This window comes from Antribacter gilvus (assembly GCF_003946865.1).
GTDB lineage: Bacteria > Actinomycetota > Actinomycetes > Actinomycetales > Cellulomonadaceae > Antribacter > Antribacter gilvus.
The window spans coordinates 1-15,041 of sequence record NZ_QXTH01000018.1 but is presented as its reverse complement, the minus strand read 5'-3'; the positions used below and the strand labels follow the sequence as shown (position 1 = coordinate 15,041).

Genomic DNA, 15,041 nt, shown 5'->3' with positions numbered 1-15,041 from the left:
GTGCTCGGGGCCGCCCGCTCCTGGTCCTCAGCGGACCTCCGGTGAGACTGTGTCAGCTGTTCCCGTCGAACAGCGACGTCACCGACCCGTCCGTGACGACCTCGTTGATCGCCGTGGCGATCAGCGGCGCGATCGAGAGCACCTTCAGGCTCGGGAAACGCTTGCTCTCCTCGATGGGCAGCGTGTCTGTCACCACGACCTCCGACGCACCGCACTCAGCAAGGCGCTGCGGGGCCGGGCCGGAGAGCACGCCGTGCGTGGCAGCGACGATGACGGAGCGGGCGCCCGCGCCCATGATGACCTTCACGGCCTCGGCGATGGTGCCACCGGTGTCGATCAGGTCGTCGACCAGGACGCAGTCACGGCCCTCGACGTCGCCGACGACGCGGTTCGCCACCGCCGAGTTGGGGCGCGTCACGTCGCGCGTCTTGTGCACGAAGGCGAGCGGGCCACCGCCGAGCTTGCTGGCCCAGATCTCGGCCACGCGGATGCGGCCGGCGTCGGGCGACACGACCGTCACGTTCTCCAGGTCCACCCGCGTACGGACGTAGTCCACGAGGATCGGCATGGCCCACAGGTGGTCCACGGGGCCGTCGAAGAAGCCCTGGATCTGCGGGGTGTGCAGATCCACGCTCATGATGCGGTCGGCGCCCGCAGCTGTCAGCAGGTCGGTCACGAGGCGGGCCGAGATGGGCTCGCGGCCGCGGCTCTTCTTGTCCTGACGGGCGTAGCCGTAGAACGGCGCCACGGCGGTGATGGTGTGCGCGGACGCGCGCTTCGCGGCGTCGACCATGAGCAGCTGCTCGAAGATCCACTGGTTGATCGGCTGCGTGTGGCTCTGCAGCAGGAAGATGTCGGCGCCGCGCACCGACTCGCCGAACCGCACGTACGTCTCGCTGTTCGCGAAGTCGTACGCGGTCACCGGGAGCAGGTCGATCCCCAGCTCCTTGGCGACGTCCTTCGCCAGCTCCGGGTGGGCCCGGCCGGAGGCCAGGACGAGGGGGTGGCCCGCGGGGCCGACGATAGTGCTGGACATCAGTTCTTTCCTTCCTTGGCGGCCTCGGCTGCCTGGGCGGCGGCCTGGGCCCGGTCTGCTGCGCTGCCGGGGCGCCGTCGGGCGACCCAGCCGTCGATGTTGCGCTGCTGGGCGCGTCCCACGCCGAGCGCGCCCGGCGGCACGTCCTTCACGATGACGGAGCCGGCCGCCGTGTACGCGCCGTCGCCGACGGTGACGGGTGCGACGAACATGTTGTCCGCCCCGGTGCGCGCGTGCGAGCCGATCACCGTGCGGTGCTTCTTCTCGCCGTCATAGTTCACGGTGACGGACGCCGCGCCGACGTTCGTGTGCTCGCCGACCGTCGCGTCGCCGAGGTAGGAGAGGTGCGGCACCTTGGAGCCCTCGCCGATCTCGGCGTTCTTGGTCTCGACGAAGGTGCCGATCTTGCCGTCGCGGCCCAGGTTGGTGCCGGCGCGGAGGTACGCGAACGGGCCCACCGAGGCGCCCTCGCCGATCACCGCGAGGTTGCCGTGCGTGCGCACCACGGTGGCGCCCGCACCCACCTCGACGTCGGTCAGTGTGGTGTCGGGGCCGATCGTCGCGCCGGTCTCGACGCGCGTGGCGCCGTGCAGCTGCACGCCCGGCAGGATCGTGACGTCCTCGGCCAGCTCGACGTCCACGTCGATCCACACGGAACGCGGGTCGACGATCGTCACGCCGGCCCGCATCCAGCGGTCCAGCACGCGGCGGTTCAGCTCGGCGCCCAGCGCCGCGAGCGCCACGCGGTCGTTGACGCCCTCGACGGTCATGGGATCGTCGCTGACCAGGGCCCGGACGGACCCGCCGGCCTGGCGGGCGAACGCGATGACGTCGGTGAGGTAGACCTCGCCCTGCGCGTTGTCGGTGCCGAGGCTCGCGAGCCCGGCGCGGAGCACCGCGGCGTCGAAGACGTAGACGGAGGAGTTGATCTCGCGGATCTCGCGCTGCTCGGGCGTGGCGTCCTTGTGCTCGACGATCGCGACGACGTCGCCCGCGGCGTCGCGCACGATACGTCCGTAGCCGGTGGCGTCGGCGACCTCGGTGGTCAGGACGGTCACGGCGTTGCCGTCGGCCGAGTGCGTGGCCAGCAGGCGGCCGAGCGTGGCGCCGTCGAGCAGGGGGATGTCGCCCGCGAGCACCATCACGGCGCCCTCGATCGAGTCGCCGAGCGCCTCGACGGCGCACTGGACGGCGCGGCCGGTGCCCGGGATCTCGTCCTGGTCCACCACGATGGCGCGCGGCTCGAGCTCGGTCACGGCCGCGGCGACGAGCTCCCGCTCGTGCCGGACGACGACGGCGAGGCGCCGCGGCTCGAGCTCCCGGGCGGCGGTGATGACGTGCCCCACGAGGCTGCGCCCGCCGATCCGGTGCAGCATCTTCGGCAGTGCGGACCGCATGCGGGTGCCCTGTCCGGCGGCGAGGACGACGACAGCGGCAGGCTTGGGGGTGTCAGTCACGTAGTGGCTCCGGGGGACGAGGCGGATCGGACGACGACGTGCAGGCTCCGCCCCCAGGATTCGAACCTGGACCAAGGGCACCAAAAACCCTTGTGCTGCCGATTACACCAAGGCGGACCGGACCACGCCGGAGTTGCGCTGCGGCGCCACCGTCGCATGTCCGTTCACAGTCTGCCAGGTCACGCCGGGTGCCTCGGGCCGGTCGCGGGCATTCCGGACGCACCCGAGGGTGGTCCCCGCCACATGGACCACCGCTCCCCGGAAACGCGGGCACGGCAGAATGGGTCCATGGCCGCCGACCCCCGCAAGACACCACGCCCCCGCATGACGGCCAGCCAGCGCCGTGAGCAGCTCATCGCGGTGAGTCGCGGGCTGTTCGCGGAGAAGGGTTTCGAGGGGACGAGCGTCGAGGAGATCGCCACGCGCGCCGAGGTGTCCAAGCCGGTGGTGTACGAACACTTCGGTGGCAAGGAGGGTGTGTACGCGGTGGTCGTGGACCGGGAGGTCCAGGGGCTCACGGCGGCCCTGTCCGGCGCCCTCGGCTCGGGCGGCCATCCCAAGGTGCTGCTGGAGCGGACGGCGCTCGCGCTGCTCGACTACATCGAGCGTTCGGAGGACGGCTTCCGCATCCTGGTGCGCGACTCCCCCGTGGCGCAGGCGACCGGCACCTTCTCGAGCCTGATCGGCGACGTGGCCACGCAGGTGGAGCAGATCCTCATCGACCAGTTCAAGTCCAACGGCCTACCGACGAGCACCGCGCCGCTGTACGCGCAGATGCTCGTCGGGATGATCGCCCTGACGGGCCAGTACTGGCTGGACGCGCGGAGCCCGCGCAAGGCGGACGTGGCCGCGCACCTGGTGAACCTGGCGTGGAACGGCCTCTCCAACATGGAGAAGAAGCCGATCCTCACCAAGCCGTAGGCCGCGGCCGGTCAGTCCAGCTCGGTCCTCCACGCCCCGGGATGGACGTCGAGCACCCAGGCGAGCATCTCTGGCGTCGCCGCCCGGACCCGGACGATCTGCCCTGGCCCGAGCAGGTAGAGCGGGGTGCCGCTGCGTCGCCAGGTGCGGCCGTCGCCCTCACCGATCAGTCTCGGGGCGGACGCCTGCATCGTCGAGGCCTTCAGCCGCTCGAAACCCTGGTCGAAGGTGTCCGTCCAGGCGGTGGTCCCGGTGCCGTCCGGCTGCACCAGCTCGGCCAGGGCGGCCCGGACCACGTCGTCGGTCACCGTGGCCGCCCAGGGCTGCGGCGCCGTCGTGGAGCCCCGGGACACTCGCACCACCGGTGGGTCGTCGGTCTTGAGGTCTTCCGCACGGACCCCCCAGGCGAGGTTCCCTTCGGTCTCGACCCGGTAGACGAGCACCCCCGCCTCGACCCGCAGGTCCTGCGGCGGCAGGAACTGGTCCTGCACGGTCGTGAGCTCGCGTCGGCGACCGAACAAGGAGTACGCCTCACGCAGCGCCACCGGGAGCGTCACGCCCAGCGCCGCCTCGGCGGCGTCGAGCTCGTCGGCCGTGAACCCGTCCTCCGGCTCGAGCGGCCGGTCGAGGAGCTCGTCGGCGAGCTCCCGCAGGTAGTCCCACCAGGGCTCGCGGGGTGTCCGGAGGATCACGGCGGGGTCGGTGTGGTCCTGGGGTCGCGGATCACTGACGTCGAGAAGCTCGTCGAGTCCGTCGGCGACCTCGTCGAACTCTGGGTCCTCGCGCTCCCTGGCCAGCCGGATCACGGCACGCAACCCGTCGAAGTCGCGCAGCTCGTAGAGCAGGGCACCCAGCTCGGCGAAGTCGCTCTCGTAGTCGCTGGTCGCAAGGTCCCGGGCGATGATCGAGCGCACCTCGGGCCGGATCATCCAGCGGCGGCGCCAGAGCGCGTACACCGCCTTGCGCCCCCACGCCATCCCCACGGCGACGACAAGCTCGTCCAGCAAGTCAGGCACATCGTCGGACACGCCGTCGAGGAAGTCGAGGGCAGACCGGTTGAACTTGACCGTCAGCCGCTCGGCGAGGATCTCGCGCCGCGCGCCGGCCCCGACATGCTCGAAGAAGTCACGGTGGGCCCGGCTGAGCTCCATCTGCGCGGCCTCCACCGCCGCCCACAGCCGCCTGTCCTCCTCCGAGACGTTCTCGCTCTGCCCCGGATCCCCGCCCCCTTTGTCTGACATGCTCCGATGCTAGTTGCCCCTCAGCGGGCCCGGCCCTAGCCATCAAGACTCTTGACGTCGAGACAGTCGCGGTAGGCTCACGCCATGGAGCACGAGACCGCTCATCCCGACGAGGTCGACCGCATCGTCGCGGCCTGGAAGGACGCGCGGCCGGACCTGGACCTGGAGCCGCTGACAGTGTTCAGCCGCGTGTCGCGCCTGGCCAGGCACCTGGACCTCGCGCGCCGTGGCGCGTTCGCCCGGCACAGCCTGGAGACGTGGGAGTTCGACGTGCTGTCGGCCCTGCGCCGCGCCGGCGACCCGTACCGCCTGTCGCCGGGGGCGCTCGTCACGCAGACGCTCGTCACCAGCGGCACCATGACCAACCGGATCGACCGGCTCGAGTCGCGCGGCTTCGTGGAGCGGCACCGCTCCCCCGACGACCGCCGCGGCATCGTGGTTCACCTGACCGCCACGGGCCTCGCCCGGGTGGACGCCGCCATGAGTGACCTGCTCGACGTCGAGTCTCAGGTCCTCACGGCGCTCAAGCCGAGCGAGCGGCCGCAGCTCGCGGACCTGCTGCGCACGGTCGTGGCCCAGTTCGACGAGTGAGGATCGCTGCACGCGGTCGGGGCGCCTCGATTCGGCACTTTGCTTCGGCAGTTCGTCGTCGAATCGGCAGTTCAAAGTGCCGATCCGACGACGAACTGCCGAAGTGATGTGCGCGGGCACAGACATTCGCGCCCGACGTGATGCGCGCGGGCAGGGTCGAATCGATCCGGCCCGCTGGCGCACAATGGCAGCATCGTGAGCTCCTTCCCCCGCCGCGCAGTCGGCTCAGCCGCCCTCCTGGGCGCCGTCCTCGTCTTCGCGCTCAACCTGCGCGCCCCCGTGACTGCGGTGCCGCCCGTGGTCACCGACGTGGCCGCCGCGCTCCATCTCGACCCGGCCATGGCCGGGCTCCTGACCGGCCTGCCCGTGCTGTGCTTCGCCGTCGTGGCCCCTGCGGCGTCCGCGCTGATCGCCCGCGTAGGCCCCTACCGTGCGGTGACGGTCGCCCTGGTGGGCGTTCTCGCCGGAACACTCCTGCGCTCCGTGGGCACGGGGACGCCCGGCGCGGTCGCGGCGTTCTCCGGCACCGTCGTGATCGGCGCGGCGATCACCATCGGCAACGTCGCGGTCCCCGTCATCGTCGCGCGCGACTTCAAGCGCCGCGCCGCTCTCGCCACCGGCCTGTACACGTCGTCGCTGAACCTCGGCTCAGTCTTCACCACCACGCTCACCGTCCCGCTCGCCGCCCTGCTCGGGTGGCAGGGCGCGCTCGCCTCCTGGTCGGTCCTGGCAGTGGTCGCCCTGGTCTGGTGGCTGGTGGTGAGCCGCAGGCTGCCCGACGCCGGTCGCGCGCCCCGGGCGGTCGCGTCGCCGTCGGACGCACCGGCGTCGGGCAGCGTGCTGCGGCGGGCCATCACCTGGGTGCTGGCCGCCGCGTTCTGCGGCCAGGCCTTCTCGTACTTCGCCGTGACCGGCTGGCTGCCCGACCTCCTCGGCGACCTGCTCTCGATCGACCCGGCCGCCGCGGGCGGGGCGGCGTCGCTGTTCCAGGCGCTGGCGATCCTGGGCGGCGTGGCCGTCCCGGCCGCGCTGGCGACCCGCGTCCCGATGCGGGGCGTGGCCGTCGCGATGGCCGCGATGTGGCTGTCGCTGCCGGTGGGCCTCCTCCTGGCCCCGGAGGCGTGGGCGCTCTGGTGCTCGCTCGCCGGCGTGGCCCAGGGCGGCAACTTCGCGGTGATCTTCACACTCGTGGCGCAGCGCACGGACAACCCGGCGCAGGCGCGGCGGACGGCGGCCACCGTCCAGCTCGTCGGCTACGCGTGCGCCGCGACGGGGCCCTCGGTCCTCGGCGCCGTGCACGCCGCCACCCACGGGTGGGACGCACCGCTCCTGGTGGTGCTCGGCGCCCTGACCACGATGGCGGCCGCCATGATCGTGGCCACCGCCCGGCGCCGGCCGCCCGCTACCGCTCGGGGTTGACGCTCTCGGCCATGCGGACGAGCTCCTCGACGGTGGGCCCGCTGCGGCCGTCCGCCGTGCGCCCGACGACGCTGAGGAGCAGGTAGGAGCCGTCGTCGTCGGCCCACTCGAGGCGGACCGGGCCGTAGCCGTTGTTGTCGACGCGGGTGAGGCGGGCCGTGCGGCCCTCCCCGAGGTCCGTGTCGGAGATGATGAGGTTCTGGCCCCGGAGCTTCTCGGAGATCTCCGTCGCTCCCGGGTAGACGACGAAGACGATCGTCGTGGCCGGGTGGATCGCGCCCGCTTCGGCGTCGGCCCGGGACCAGCGGTCGGCCGGGTCGCCGGGCAGCGCCTCGGCGTTCTCGACGCCGTCGAGGGAGTACACCACCCAGGTGCCCAGCCGGTCCGTGGCCGACAGGTAGCCGATGCGGCTGGCGATCTCGTCCGGGCACTCCACCGTGGCGTCGAGGACCGCCGCCGGCACCCATGTGGGCTGCGCCAGGCCCTCGGCACAGGTGCCGTCGGTGAGCGCCGAGGCGTCGGTCCGCACCACCGGCTCGTCGTCGCCCAGGGCCTGGACGCTCATGATCACCACCACGACGAGCAGCACGACGATGAGGCCCACCCCGATCCCGATCATCAGCTCGGGCCGCGGAAGACGGCGGTGCGAGCGGGGGTTGTGCGTCACCACGGACGTCATCGGTCGCACCTGAGCGCGACGAGGTCGTCCTCCCCGAAGGCGTAGACGGCTCCGGACGACACGGGCGACGCCACGACGCCGGGGAACGCGTACGTCCCCCAGTCGCACTCGTCGTGCGCGAACCACGCCTCCCGAGGGTCCCCCTCGGTGCCGGGGAACCGGACCCGGTGGTCGGGACCGCCGCAGTCCCGCCCGGGGGCGCAGATCGGGACCGCGAGCACCCGCATCGTGACCCATGTGCTGTCCTCGACGCAGCCGTTCGGGTCCAGCCCGGTCCAGCCCTGCAGGGCGAGGGTCGCCGTCTCCGTGCCCTTGTCCCAGCGGCTGTCCGCGGGCGTGAAGCCCGTGGTCGCCGCGAGGATGCTCTGGAGCGCGAGGACCTCGCCGCCCTGCTCGTCGGACGTCCGGTTCTCGCACGTGCCGACCCGGTCGCGATCCGTCCACGCGTACCGGACCTCGTCGCTGAACGACACCAGGTACGCCACGAGGGCCACACCCACGCCGATCCCGACGAAGTGCACCCAGGGCTTGCTGCCGCCGTCCGCCACGCCGCACCTCCGCTCTTCGTCGGCGGTGGTGAGCGTACCAATCCGGTCGTATCCGGCGGAACGCCTGGAACGGCGGCAACCGGACCGTCAGAGGGCGGCCAGCACCTCGTCGAGGGCCGTGACGCCGCGGTCGAGGGTCTCGCGGTCCACGGTCAGCGCCGGCCGGAACCGCACCGAGCGCTCGCCGCAGCCCAGCATGAGGATCCCGCGCTCCACCAGGCCCGCGAGCACCGCGTCCCGCACCTCGCGCGACGGCAGCGTCACGGCGCACATGAGGCCCCGGCCCCGCACGTCGGTCACGGCGGGGTACCGCCCGGCGAGCTCGGCGAGCCGGCCGAGCAGGTAGGCGCCCTGCTCGGCGGCCCGGGCGATCAGGCCCTCGGCCTCGTACACCTCGAGGATGCGGCGCGACCGCACCATGTCGGTGAGGTTGCCGCCCCAGGTGGAGTTGATGCGGGAGGAGACGGCGAACACGTTGTCCGGCACCTCGTCGACGCGCCCGCCGGCCATGACGCCGCAGACCTGCGTCTTCTTGCCGAACGCCACGACGTCGGGCTGCACGCCCAGCTGCTGGTACGCCCACGCGGTGCCCGTGATCCCGGCCCCGGTCTGCACCTCGTCCATGACGAGCAGCGCGTCGAACTCGCGGCACAGGTCCTGCATGCCCCGCAGGAACGACGGCCGGAAGTGGTGGTCGCCGCCCTCGCCCTGGACGGGCTCCATGATGAAGCACGCGATGTCGTGCGGGTACGTCTCGAACGCGGCCCGCGCGGCGGCGAGCGACTCCGCCTCCAGGGCGTCCACGTCGCGCGGCGTCCCGTCCCGGTGCGTGCCCGTGTACGGCGCGGGGATGCGGGGCCAGTCGTGCTTGGGGAACCGGGCGACCTTGCCCGGCTCGGTGTTGGTCAGCGACATCGTGTAGCCGGAGCGGCCGTGGAACGCGTGCTCGAGGTGCAGCACCTTGGTGCCGAGCTCCGGCGACAGGCCGCGGGACTCGTTGAGGCGCGACTTCCAGTCGAACGCCACCTTGAGGGCGTTCTCGACGGCGAGCGCCCCGCCGTCGATGAGGAAGAGGTGGGGCAGGGCGGGGTCGCCGAGCACCCGCTCGAACGTGGCGACGAACCGGGCCTGCTCCACCGTGTACACGTCGGAGCTGGACGGCTTGTTGAGCGCGGCGGTGAGCAGCTCGGTGCGGAAGGTGGCGTCGTCGGTGAGCGCCGGGTGGTTCATGCCGAGGGCGTTGGACGCGAAGAAGGTGAACAGGTCGGTCCACTCGCGGCCGTCCCGGGCGTCGACCAGGAGGGACCCGCGAGACTTCTCGAGGTCCAGCACGAGGTCGAACCCGTCCACGAGGAGGTGCTCCCGGAGGGTGTCGAGGACGTCAGCGGGGGTGACGGAAACAGTAGCGGCCATAGCCGCACGTTATGGGAGAACTTCCTGTCCTGACAACACCCGAGCGGAAATCTACTTGTCAGGGTCCCCTGGGGCCGCGACCGGACGCCCCTCGAAGTACGTCTGCAGCACCACCGTGGACCGCGTGTAGACCGACGCCGCGCGCCGGATCTGGCCCAGGAGCTCCTCCAGTGCCCGCGGCGAGGCGACCCGCACCAGCAGCATGTAGTTGGCGTTGCCCGCCACCGAGTAGCAGGCCTCGATCCCGGGAAGGTCGCGCAGCCGCTCCGGGGAGTCGTCCTCCTGCGACTGGTCGAAGGGGGTCACCTCCACGAACGCCGTGAGCGGCAGGCCCACGGACTCGGGGTCCACCACCGCCCGGTACCCGGTGATGACGCCGCGAGCCTCCAGCTTGCGCACGCGCACCTGGACGGCGGAGAGCGACAGCCCCGACACCTCCGACAGCTGCGCGAGCGTGGTGCGCCCGTCCTCACGCAGCGCGCGAACGATCGCGCGGTCCACCTCGTCGTCCAGCATCTCTTGTCCTTTCCGAGCGGCCCGGCCGATTCACCCGCCGCTTCACCCGCATCCGCCTCGCTGTTTCACCCTTCCGGCGCGTCCCGTCGGCGTGTCGCCGGTCCTCGTTCCAGGTGTGGGCACCCGCCCACACCCGAGCACACGAGGCTTGGAGGAACAAGATGCTGACACACGCCATGTGGGTCCACGGCCATCAAGTACGGGTCGAGAACCCTGAACGTATGGCACAGGTCTGGCGGGCCGGGTTCTTTGCCCGCCTGGTGGGCCGGCCGAGCACCACGAACTGGCTGCACCTGCCGGTTCCTACCCCGGTCATCGTGGACGACAAGCGCCAGATGGTCCACTCCGCGCTGGTGCGGCTGCGGACCGGTTCTCCCCGCGCGAAGATCACCAACGTCCACGTCTTCGACGGCACCCGGCGCATCGCTGCGTACGACGGTCTGTCGCTCTCGCCCAGCGCCTTCGGCATGGAGCGGTTCGACGTCCCCGGGCGTCCGGACGTCTGGGAAGGCCTCGGGGTCACGCTCGGCGTCCGGTTCGACGGCACCACCAACGCCGAGAACACGATCGAGATCGCGTCCGCCGGGGTCGACCTGACCCTGGTCCAGACCATCCGGCTGCACGTCAAGACCCTGACGGCGCCCACCCGGTTCACCATCGACCAGATGATCGCCGCCATGCGCCAGGTCTACGAGCCCGCAGGCATCCGCGTGGTCCGGGCGTCCGACCAGACGCTCAACCTGCCCGCGCTCGACATCGTCGACATCGGCGAGTGCAACATGGGCCAGACGCCCACGGCGGAGCAGACGACGCTGTACGGCAACCGCAACAGCGCGGGCGCCAACGACGTCGTCGTCTACTTCGTCCGCGCGACCAACCCGCCCACGAACGGCTGCGCCGCCCACCCTGCCGGTCGTCCCGGCGCGGTCGTGGCGTCCGGTGCGAGCCGGTGGACCCTCGCCCACGAGGTGGGGCACGTGCTCGGCCTCCGCCACGTCACGCCGACCGACCGTCTGATGATGGGAGGCGGCACCAACAACATCACGAACCCCCCGCCCGACCTGGTCGGCACCGAGGTCACGACCATGCTCGCCAGCGCCCTGACCCAGGGCCCATGAGCCAGAAAGGACCTGCCATGACACCGGACGAGCTCCGCCGGCTCCTGGACGCCGACGAGACGCAGTACTCCCGCATCGCGCCGCAGCTCACCGCGGCCGACCTCCCGATGGTGACCGAGCTGGCGCACGACGACGACCCGATGCGCGCCAGCAAGGCGATCTACCTCGCAAGCCTCCTGGGCGGTTCCGACGTCGTCGCCGAGGCGGCCGACGCCACCGACCCGATCCTGCAGGCGGCGTCGGCGTCGGCGCTCGCCAACCTTCCGGCGCCCGCCCGGGCGCACATCGCGGAGAAGCTGGTGGGCCGCGGCGACGCCGCCGTCGACAAGCTCGCCATCCGCGCCCTCGAGGGCGAGCTCTCGCCCGCACTCACCGACCGACTTCGCCGGCTCAGCTCCTCCAGCCCGTCCGACGTCGTCCGGGACCTGTCGGCGGACACCCTCCGCCGGCTCGGCTGACCAGGAAGGAAACCGCCATGCCCATCAACCACGCGATGTGGTCCCACGGCCACTCGATGGTCGTGGAGAACCCCGCGGCGCTCGTCAGCGAGTGGCGCGCAGGCTTCTTCATCCGGACCGTCGGACGCCGCGGGACCACGAACTGGTTCCACTTCGGCATCCCCACGCCCGTCATCGTGGACGACAACCGGCTCACCGTCGACTCCGCCCTCGTGCGGCTCAAGTCCGCGGGCGCCGGCGCCAAGATCACCAATGTCCACGTCTTCGACGGGGAGCGCAAGATCGCTTCCCACGACAGCCTCTCCGTCGCCCCCACCACCTGGCAGATGCTCCGCTGGGCCGTCCCAGGCCGTCCCGAGGTGCGCTGGGGCGTGGGCGTCACCGTCGGCGTCTCCTTCACGGGGACCACCGACGCGGCGAACACGCTCGAGCTCGCCTCCGCGGGAGTCGACTTCTTCCCGTGACGACAGGGCCGCCGTGGCGTCGCTCCGCCACGGCGGCCCTGTCCGTGTCTCAGCCGGCTGTCTCAGCCGCCTCCAGCCACGCCAGCTCCAGCTCTTCCTTCTCGGCGGCGAGGTCGCGCAGCTTCCCGTCCAGCCCCGCCACCGCCGTGTAGTCGGTGGCCTGGGCCGCGATCGCGTCGTGCAGCGTCTTCTCCTCCTCGGCGATGCGCGACAGGCGCCGCTCGATCCGCGCCAGCTCCTTCCGCGCGGCGCGCAGCTCCCCCTGGCTCGCCGCCGGGGCGGGCGCGGTCCCCCCGACGGGCGCCCGGTCCGCCGTCGTCCCGCTGCCGGTGCCCGAACCTCGGGGCCCCCGCGAAGTACCGGAGCGGAGCGAGGACACTTCGTGGGGTGAGGGCGCCGGTCGCTCGCCTCCCGTACCCGTCCTGCCCGGGGCGGGGGCCCGGAGGGCCGACGACCCGGTCGAGGCCGCGGCGCGCCGCAGCGCGAGGTACTCCTCGACGCCCCCGGGCAGGTCGCGCAGGGCGCCGTCGCCCAGGAGGGCGACCTGGCGGTCGGCGACGCGCTCCAGGAGGTACCGGTCGTGGGACACGACGATCAGGGTGCCCGGCCAGCCGTCGAGGAGGTCCTCGAGCGCGGCGAGCGTGTCCGTGTCGAGGTCGTTCGTCGGCTCGTCCAGGAGCAGCACGTTGGGCTCGGCGACGAGCAGGCGCAGGAGCTGGAGGCGGCGGCGCTCGCCACCGGACAGGTCCCGCGTCAGCGTGTACGCGCGGTCGCGCGTGAAGCCGAGCTTCTCCGTGAGCTGGGCGGCGGTGAGCTCCTTGCCGCCCACCACGACGCGGCCCTTCTCCTGCTCCACCACCTCGACGGCGGTGAGGTCGCCCAGCTCGTCGAGCTCGGCCACGTCCTGGCTCAGCTCCGCGACATGGATCGTCTTGCCGCGGCGCACGCGCCCGCCGTCCGGGGCGCGACGACCCGCGAGGAGCGCCAGCAGCGTCGTCTTGCCGGCGCCGTTCACGCCGATCACGCCGTACCGGTCGCCCGGGCCGAGCCGCCACGTCACGTTGTCGAGCAGCGTGCGCTCGGGCTGGCCGTCGCCGCCCACCGTGACCGTCACGTCCTCGAGGTCCAGCACGTCCTTGCCGAGCCGCCGGGTCGCCATGCGCGTCAGCTCGAGCGAGTCGCGCGGCGGCGGCTCGTCCGCGATGAGCGCCGACGCCGCGTCCAGCCGGAACTTGGGCTTCGACGTGCGTGCCGGGGCGCCCCGGCGCAGCCAGGCGAGCTCCTTGCGGAGCAGGTTGTCACGCTTCTCGGAGGCGGTCTGCGCCTGCCGCGACCGCTCGGCGCGCGCCAGGATGTACGCCGCGTAGCCGCCCTCGTAGCCGTCGACGTCACCCGTCTCGTCGCCGCGCACCTCCCAGGTCCGCGTGCAGACCGCGTCGAGGAACCACCGGTCGTGCGTCACGACCACGACAGCCCCGCGGGCGCCGGGCCTGCCGTAGCGCTCGGTGAGGTGAGCGGCGAGCCAGGCCACGCCCTCGACGTCGAGATGGTTCGTGGGCTCGTCGAGCAGCAGCACGTCCGGGTCCTGGACCAGGAGGGCCGCGAGCGCCACCCGGCGGCGCTGGCCGCCCGACAGCTCGGTCGCGGGCGCGTCGAGCTCGAGGTCGGCGAGGAGGCCCTCGTGGACGGCGCGGACCCGGGCGTCCGAGGCCCAGGCGTGCGTCTCGGCGTCGCCGTGCACGAGGTCGAGGATGCTCGCCCCGGGAGGCAGCTCGTCGCGCTGGTCGAGCATGCCCACGGTGGAGCCGCCCACCCGGGTGACCCGACCGTCGTCGGGCGTGGTGGTACCGGCGAGGAGACGAAGGAGCGTCGACTTGCCGGCGCCGTTGGGCCCCACCACGCCGATCCGGTCGCCGTCGTCGAGGCCGAGGGAGACGTCGCGGAGGAGGGTGCGTGTGCCGACGGCGAGCGTGATGCCGTCCGCACCGAGGAGATGTGCCACGCCCCCAGGGTAGTTGGCCGCTACGCTCTGGCCGTCAGTGCAGACCCACCCGGAGGAACCCGTGGCCCAGTTCGACCTCCCGCTCGCCGAGCTCGAGACCTACTCCCCCCAGATCGACGAACCCGCCGACTTCGACGACTTCTGGAGCAGCACCCTCACCGAGGCACGGGCGGCGGGCGGCGCGCCCGTCGTGGAGCGCGTGGACACGGGGCTCACCGAGATCGTCGTCGACGACGTGACGTTCCCCGGCTTCGGTGGGCATCCGATCAAGGCGTGGCTGACCCGGCCCGCGCACGCCGAGGGCCCGCTGCCCGCCGTGGTCGAGTTCGTGGGCTATGGCGGCGGGCGGGGCCTCCCCCACGAGCGGCTCGGCGCCGCGGCAGCCGGCTACGCGCACCTCGTCATGGACACCCGCGGGCAGGGGTCGGCCTGGGGCACGGGCGGCGACACGCCGGACCCGGTGGGCACCGGTCCGTCGTCGCCCGGCTTCATGACGCGGGGCGTGCTGGACCCGCACGACCACTATTACCGGCGGGTCTTCACCGACGGCGTCCGGGCGGTCGACGCCGTCCGTGCCATCGACGGGATCGACGCCTCGAAGGTGGCCGTCACGGGCGGGTCACAGGGTGGCGGCATCGCCGTCGCGGTGTCGGGGCTGGTCCCGGACCTGGTGGCCGCGATGCCCGACGTGCCCTTCCTCTGCCACTACCGCCGCGCCGTGCAGGTCTCCGACGCCTTCCCCTACGGCGAGATCACGCAGTACCTGCACGTGCACCGCACCCACGAGGACGCGGTGTGGCACACGTTCTCGTACCTGGACGGTGTCTCGTTCGCCCGCCGGGCGCGGGCAGCCGCCCTGTTCTCCACGGCGCTGATGGACGCGGTGTGCCCGCCGTCCACGGTCTACGCCGCCTACAACGCGTGGGGCGAGCGTGCGGGCGGGGTGGAGAAGGAGATCGACGTCTACCCGTACAACGGGCACGAGGGCGGCGAGGGCTACCGGTTCCCCCGGCACGTGGGCTGGCTCGCGAAGCACCTGGCCTGACCTGCCCCGGCAAGCCCCACCCCACCCCGCAGGCGAGATAGTGACTTCGTCCGTACGGGAGCCGCACGTGTGTTCCCGTAGCGAGCGGCGCTACTCTCTGCGCAAGGCTTCACCCGCGCGCACCTGCGCCCGC

15 protein-coding genes and 1 tRNA gene are annotated in these 15,041 nt (G+C 72.4%); 7 read left to right on the top strand and 9 right to left on the bottom strand.

Annotated features, from left to right (window positions below; all coding sequences use genetic code 11):
• Positions 1–52 precede the first annotated feature (52 nt).
• The 3 genes from D1350_RS22090 to D1350_RS22080 form a co-directional block, all read right to left on the bottom strand.
• Entirely contained in the window at positions 53–1,036 is a 984-nt protein-coding gene (locus D1350_RS22090; protein WP_125778216.1) for a ribose-phosphate diphosphokinase, read from the bottom strand.
• A complete protein-coding gene (glmU, locus tag D1350_RS22085; RefSeq protein ID WP_240644287.1) occupies positions 1,036–2,433 on the bottom strand; it encodes a bifunctional UDP-N-acetylglucosamine diphosphorylase/glucosamine-1-phosphate N-acetyltransferase GlmU in 1,398 nt (465 codons plus the stop codon). Before glmU ends, D1350_RS22090 begins: the two co-directional genes overlap by 1 nt.
• A 105-nt stretch (positions 2,434–2,538) precedes the next feature.
• Positions 2,539–2,610 (bottom strand) — tRNA-Gln (locus D1350_RS22080).
• A 207-nt stretch (positions 2,611–2,817) separates the two neighbouring features.
• On the opposite strand from D1350_RS22080, the gene D1350_RS22075 reads away from it, so the two are divergent.
• Positions 2,818–3,414, top strand: a complete 597-nt coding sequence (locus D1350_RS22075) for a TetR/AcrR family transcriptional regulator (RefSeq protein ID WP_125778250.1) — start codon at positions 2,818–2,820, stop codon at positions 3,412–3,414.
• Positions 3,415–3,425: 11 nt separating this feature from the next.
• Here D1350_RS22075 and D1350_RS22070 read toward each other — a convergent pair whose 3' ends face one another.
• On the bottom strand, positions 3,426–4,655 hold the full coding sequence (locus D1350_RS22070) for a hypothetical protein (RefSeq protein WP_125778214.1): 1,230 nt from the start codon (positions 4,653–4,655) through the stop codon (positions 3,426–3,428).
• Positions 4,656–4,739: 84 nt separating this feature from the next.
• Between D1350_RS22070 and D1350_RS22065 the strand changes: the two genes are divergently transcribed.
• Together D1350_RS22065 and D1350_RS22060 are read left to right on the top strand one after the other, a co-directional pair.
• Positions 4,740–5,246, top strand: coding sequence for a MarR family winged helix-turn-helix transcriptional regulator (locus D1350_RS22065; protein WP_125778213.1), 507 nt, complete (start codon positions 4,740–4,742; stop codon positions 5,244–5,246).
• Positions 5,247–5,441: 195 nt separating this feature from the next.
• Positions 5,442–6,665: an MFS transporter gene (locus tag D1350_RS22060; RefSeq protein WP_125778212.1), complete on the top strand. Its 1,224-nt coding sequence runs from the start codon at positions 5,442–5,444 to the stop codon at positions 6,663–6,665.
• Here the strand turns inward: D1350_RS22060 and D1350_RS22055 are convergent.
• From D1350_RS22055 to D1350_RS22040, 4 genes are all read right to left on the bottom strand, one after another.
• The gene (locus D1350_RS22055; protein ID WP_125778211.1) at positions 6,649–7,344 is read right to left on the bottom strand and encodes a hypothetical protein; all 696 of its coding nucleotides are present in this window, start codon (positions 7,342–7,344) and stop codon (positions 6,649–6,651) included. The two genes, D1350_RS22060 and D1350_RS22055, sit on opposite strands and share 17 nt — an antisense overlap.
• Positions 7,341–7,892, bottom strand: coding sequence for a hypothetical protein (locus D1350_RS22050; RefSeq protein WP_125778210.1), 552 nt, complete (start codon positions 7,890–7,892; stop codon positions 7,341–7,343). The genes D1350_RS22055 and D1350_RS22050 overlap by 4 nt, the downstream gene beginning before the upstream one ends.
• 87 nt (positions 7,893–7,979) lie before the next feature.
• Entirely contained in the window at positions 7,980–9,305 is a 1,326-nt protein-coding gene (lat, locus tag D1350_RS22045; protein WP_125778209.1) for an L-lysine 6-transaminase, read from the bottom strand.
• Between the two features lie 51 nt (positions 9,306–9,356).
• The gene (locus tag D1350_RS22040; RefSeq protein WP_420807832.1) at positions 9,357–9,818 is read right to left on the bottom strand and encodes an Lrp/AsnC family transcriptional regulator; all 462 of its coding nucleotides are present in this window, start codon (positions 9,816–9,818) and stop codon (positions 9,357–9,359) included.
• Positions 9,819–9,982: 164 nt separating this feature from the next.
• On the opposite strand from D1350_RS22040, the gene D1350_RS22035 reads away from it, so the two are divergent.
• The 3 genes from D1350_RS22035 to D1350_RS22025 are packed head-to-tail and all read left to right on the top strand — an operon-like array spanning position 9,983 to position 11,861.
• On the top strand, positions 9,983–10,939 hold the full coding sequence (locus D1350_RS22035) for a DUF6623 family protein (RefSeq protein ID WP_338068198.1): 957 nt from the start codon (positions 9,983–9,985) through the stop codon (positions 10,937–10,939).
• A 17-nt stretch (positions 10,940–10,956) separates the two neighbouring features.
• Positions 10,957–11,397, top strand: coding sequence for a hypothetical protein (locus D1350_RS22030; protein ID WP_125778206.1), 441 nt, complete (start codon positions 10,957–10,959; stop codon positions 11,395–11,397).
• A gap of 17 nt (positions 11,398–11,414) precedes the next feature.
• On the top strand, positions 11,415–11,861 hold the full coding sequence (locus D1350_RS22025) for a DUF6623 family protein (protein ID WP_125778205.1): 447 nt from the start codon (positions 11,415–11,417) through the stop codon (positions 11,859–11,861).
• A 49-nt stretch (positions 11,862–11,910) separates the two neighbouring features.
• Here D1350_RS22025 and D1350_RS22020 read toward each other — a convergent pair whose 3' ends face one another.
• Positions 11,911–13,863 carry an ABC-F family ATP-binding cassette domain-containing protein gene (locus D1350_RS22020; RefSeq protein WP_125778204.1) on the bottom strand — a complete coding sequence of 651 codons (1,953 nt, stop codon included), beginning with the start codon at positions 13,861–13,863 and terminating at the stop codon, positions 11,911–11,913.
• Positions 13,864–13,924: 61 nt separating this feature from the next.
• Between D1350_RS22020 and D1350_RS22015 the strand changes: the two genes are divergently transcribed.
• Entirely contained in the window at positions 13,925–14,908 is a 984-nt protein-coding gene (locus D1350_RS22015; protein WP_125778249.1) for an acetylxylan esterase, read from the top strand.
• Positions 14,909–15,041: the final 133 nt, after the last annotated feature.

Coding starts and splice junctions, on each gene's coding strand:
- D1350_RS22090 (WP_125778216.1), bottom strand. CDS start 1,036: ATGTCCAGCACTATCGTCGGCCCCGCGGGCCACCCCCTCGTCCTGGCC.
- glmU (WP_240644287.1), bottom strand. CDS start 2,433: ATGCGGTCCGCACTGCCGAAGATGCTGCACCGGATCGGCGGGCGCAGC.
- D1350_RS22075 (WP_125778250.1), top strand. CDS start 2,818: ATGACGGCCAGCCAGCGCCGTGAGCAGCTCATCGCGGTGAGTCGCGGG.
- D1350_RS22070 (WP_125778214.1), bottom strand. CDS start 4,655: ATGTCAGACAAAGGGGGCGGGGATCCGGGGCAGAGCGAGAACGTCTCG.
- D1350_RS22065 (WP_125778213.1), top strand. CDS start 4,740: ATGGAGCACGAGACCGCTCATCCCGACGAGGTCGACCGCATCGTCGCG.
- D1350_RS22055 (WP_125778211.1), bottom strand. CDS start 7,344: ATGACGTCCGTGGTGACGCACAACCCCCGCTCGCACCGCCGTCTTCCG.
- lat (WP_125778209.1), bottom strand. CDS start 9,305: ATGGCCGCTACTGTTTCCGTCACCCCCGCTGACGTCCTCGACACCCTC.
- D1350_RS22035 (WP_338068198.1), top strand. CDS start 9,983: ATGCTGACACACGCCATGTGGGTCCACGGCCATCAAGTACGGGTCGAG.
- D1350_RS22030 (WP_125778206.1), top strand. CDS start 10,957: ATGACACCGGACGAGCTCCGCCGGCTCCTGGACGCCGACGAGACGCAG.
- D1350_RS22025 (WP_125778205.1), top strand. CDS start 11,415: ATGCCCATCAACCACGCGATGTGGTCCCACGGCCACTCGATGGTCGTG.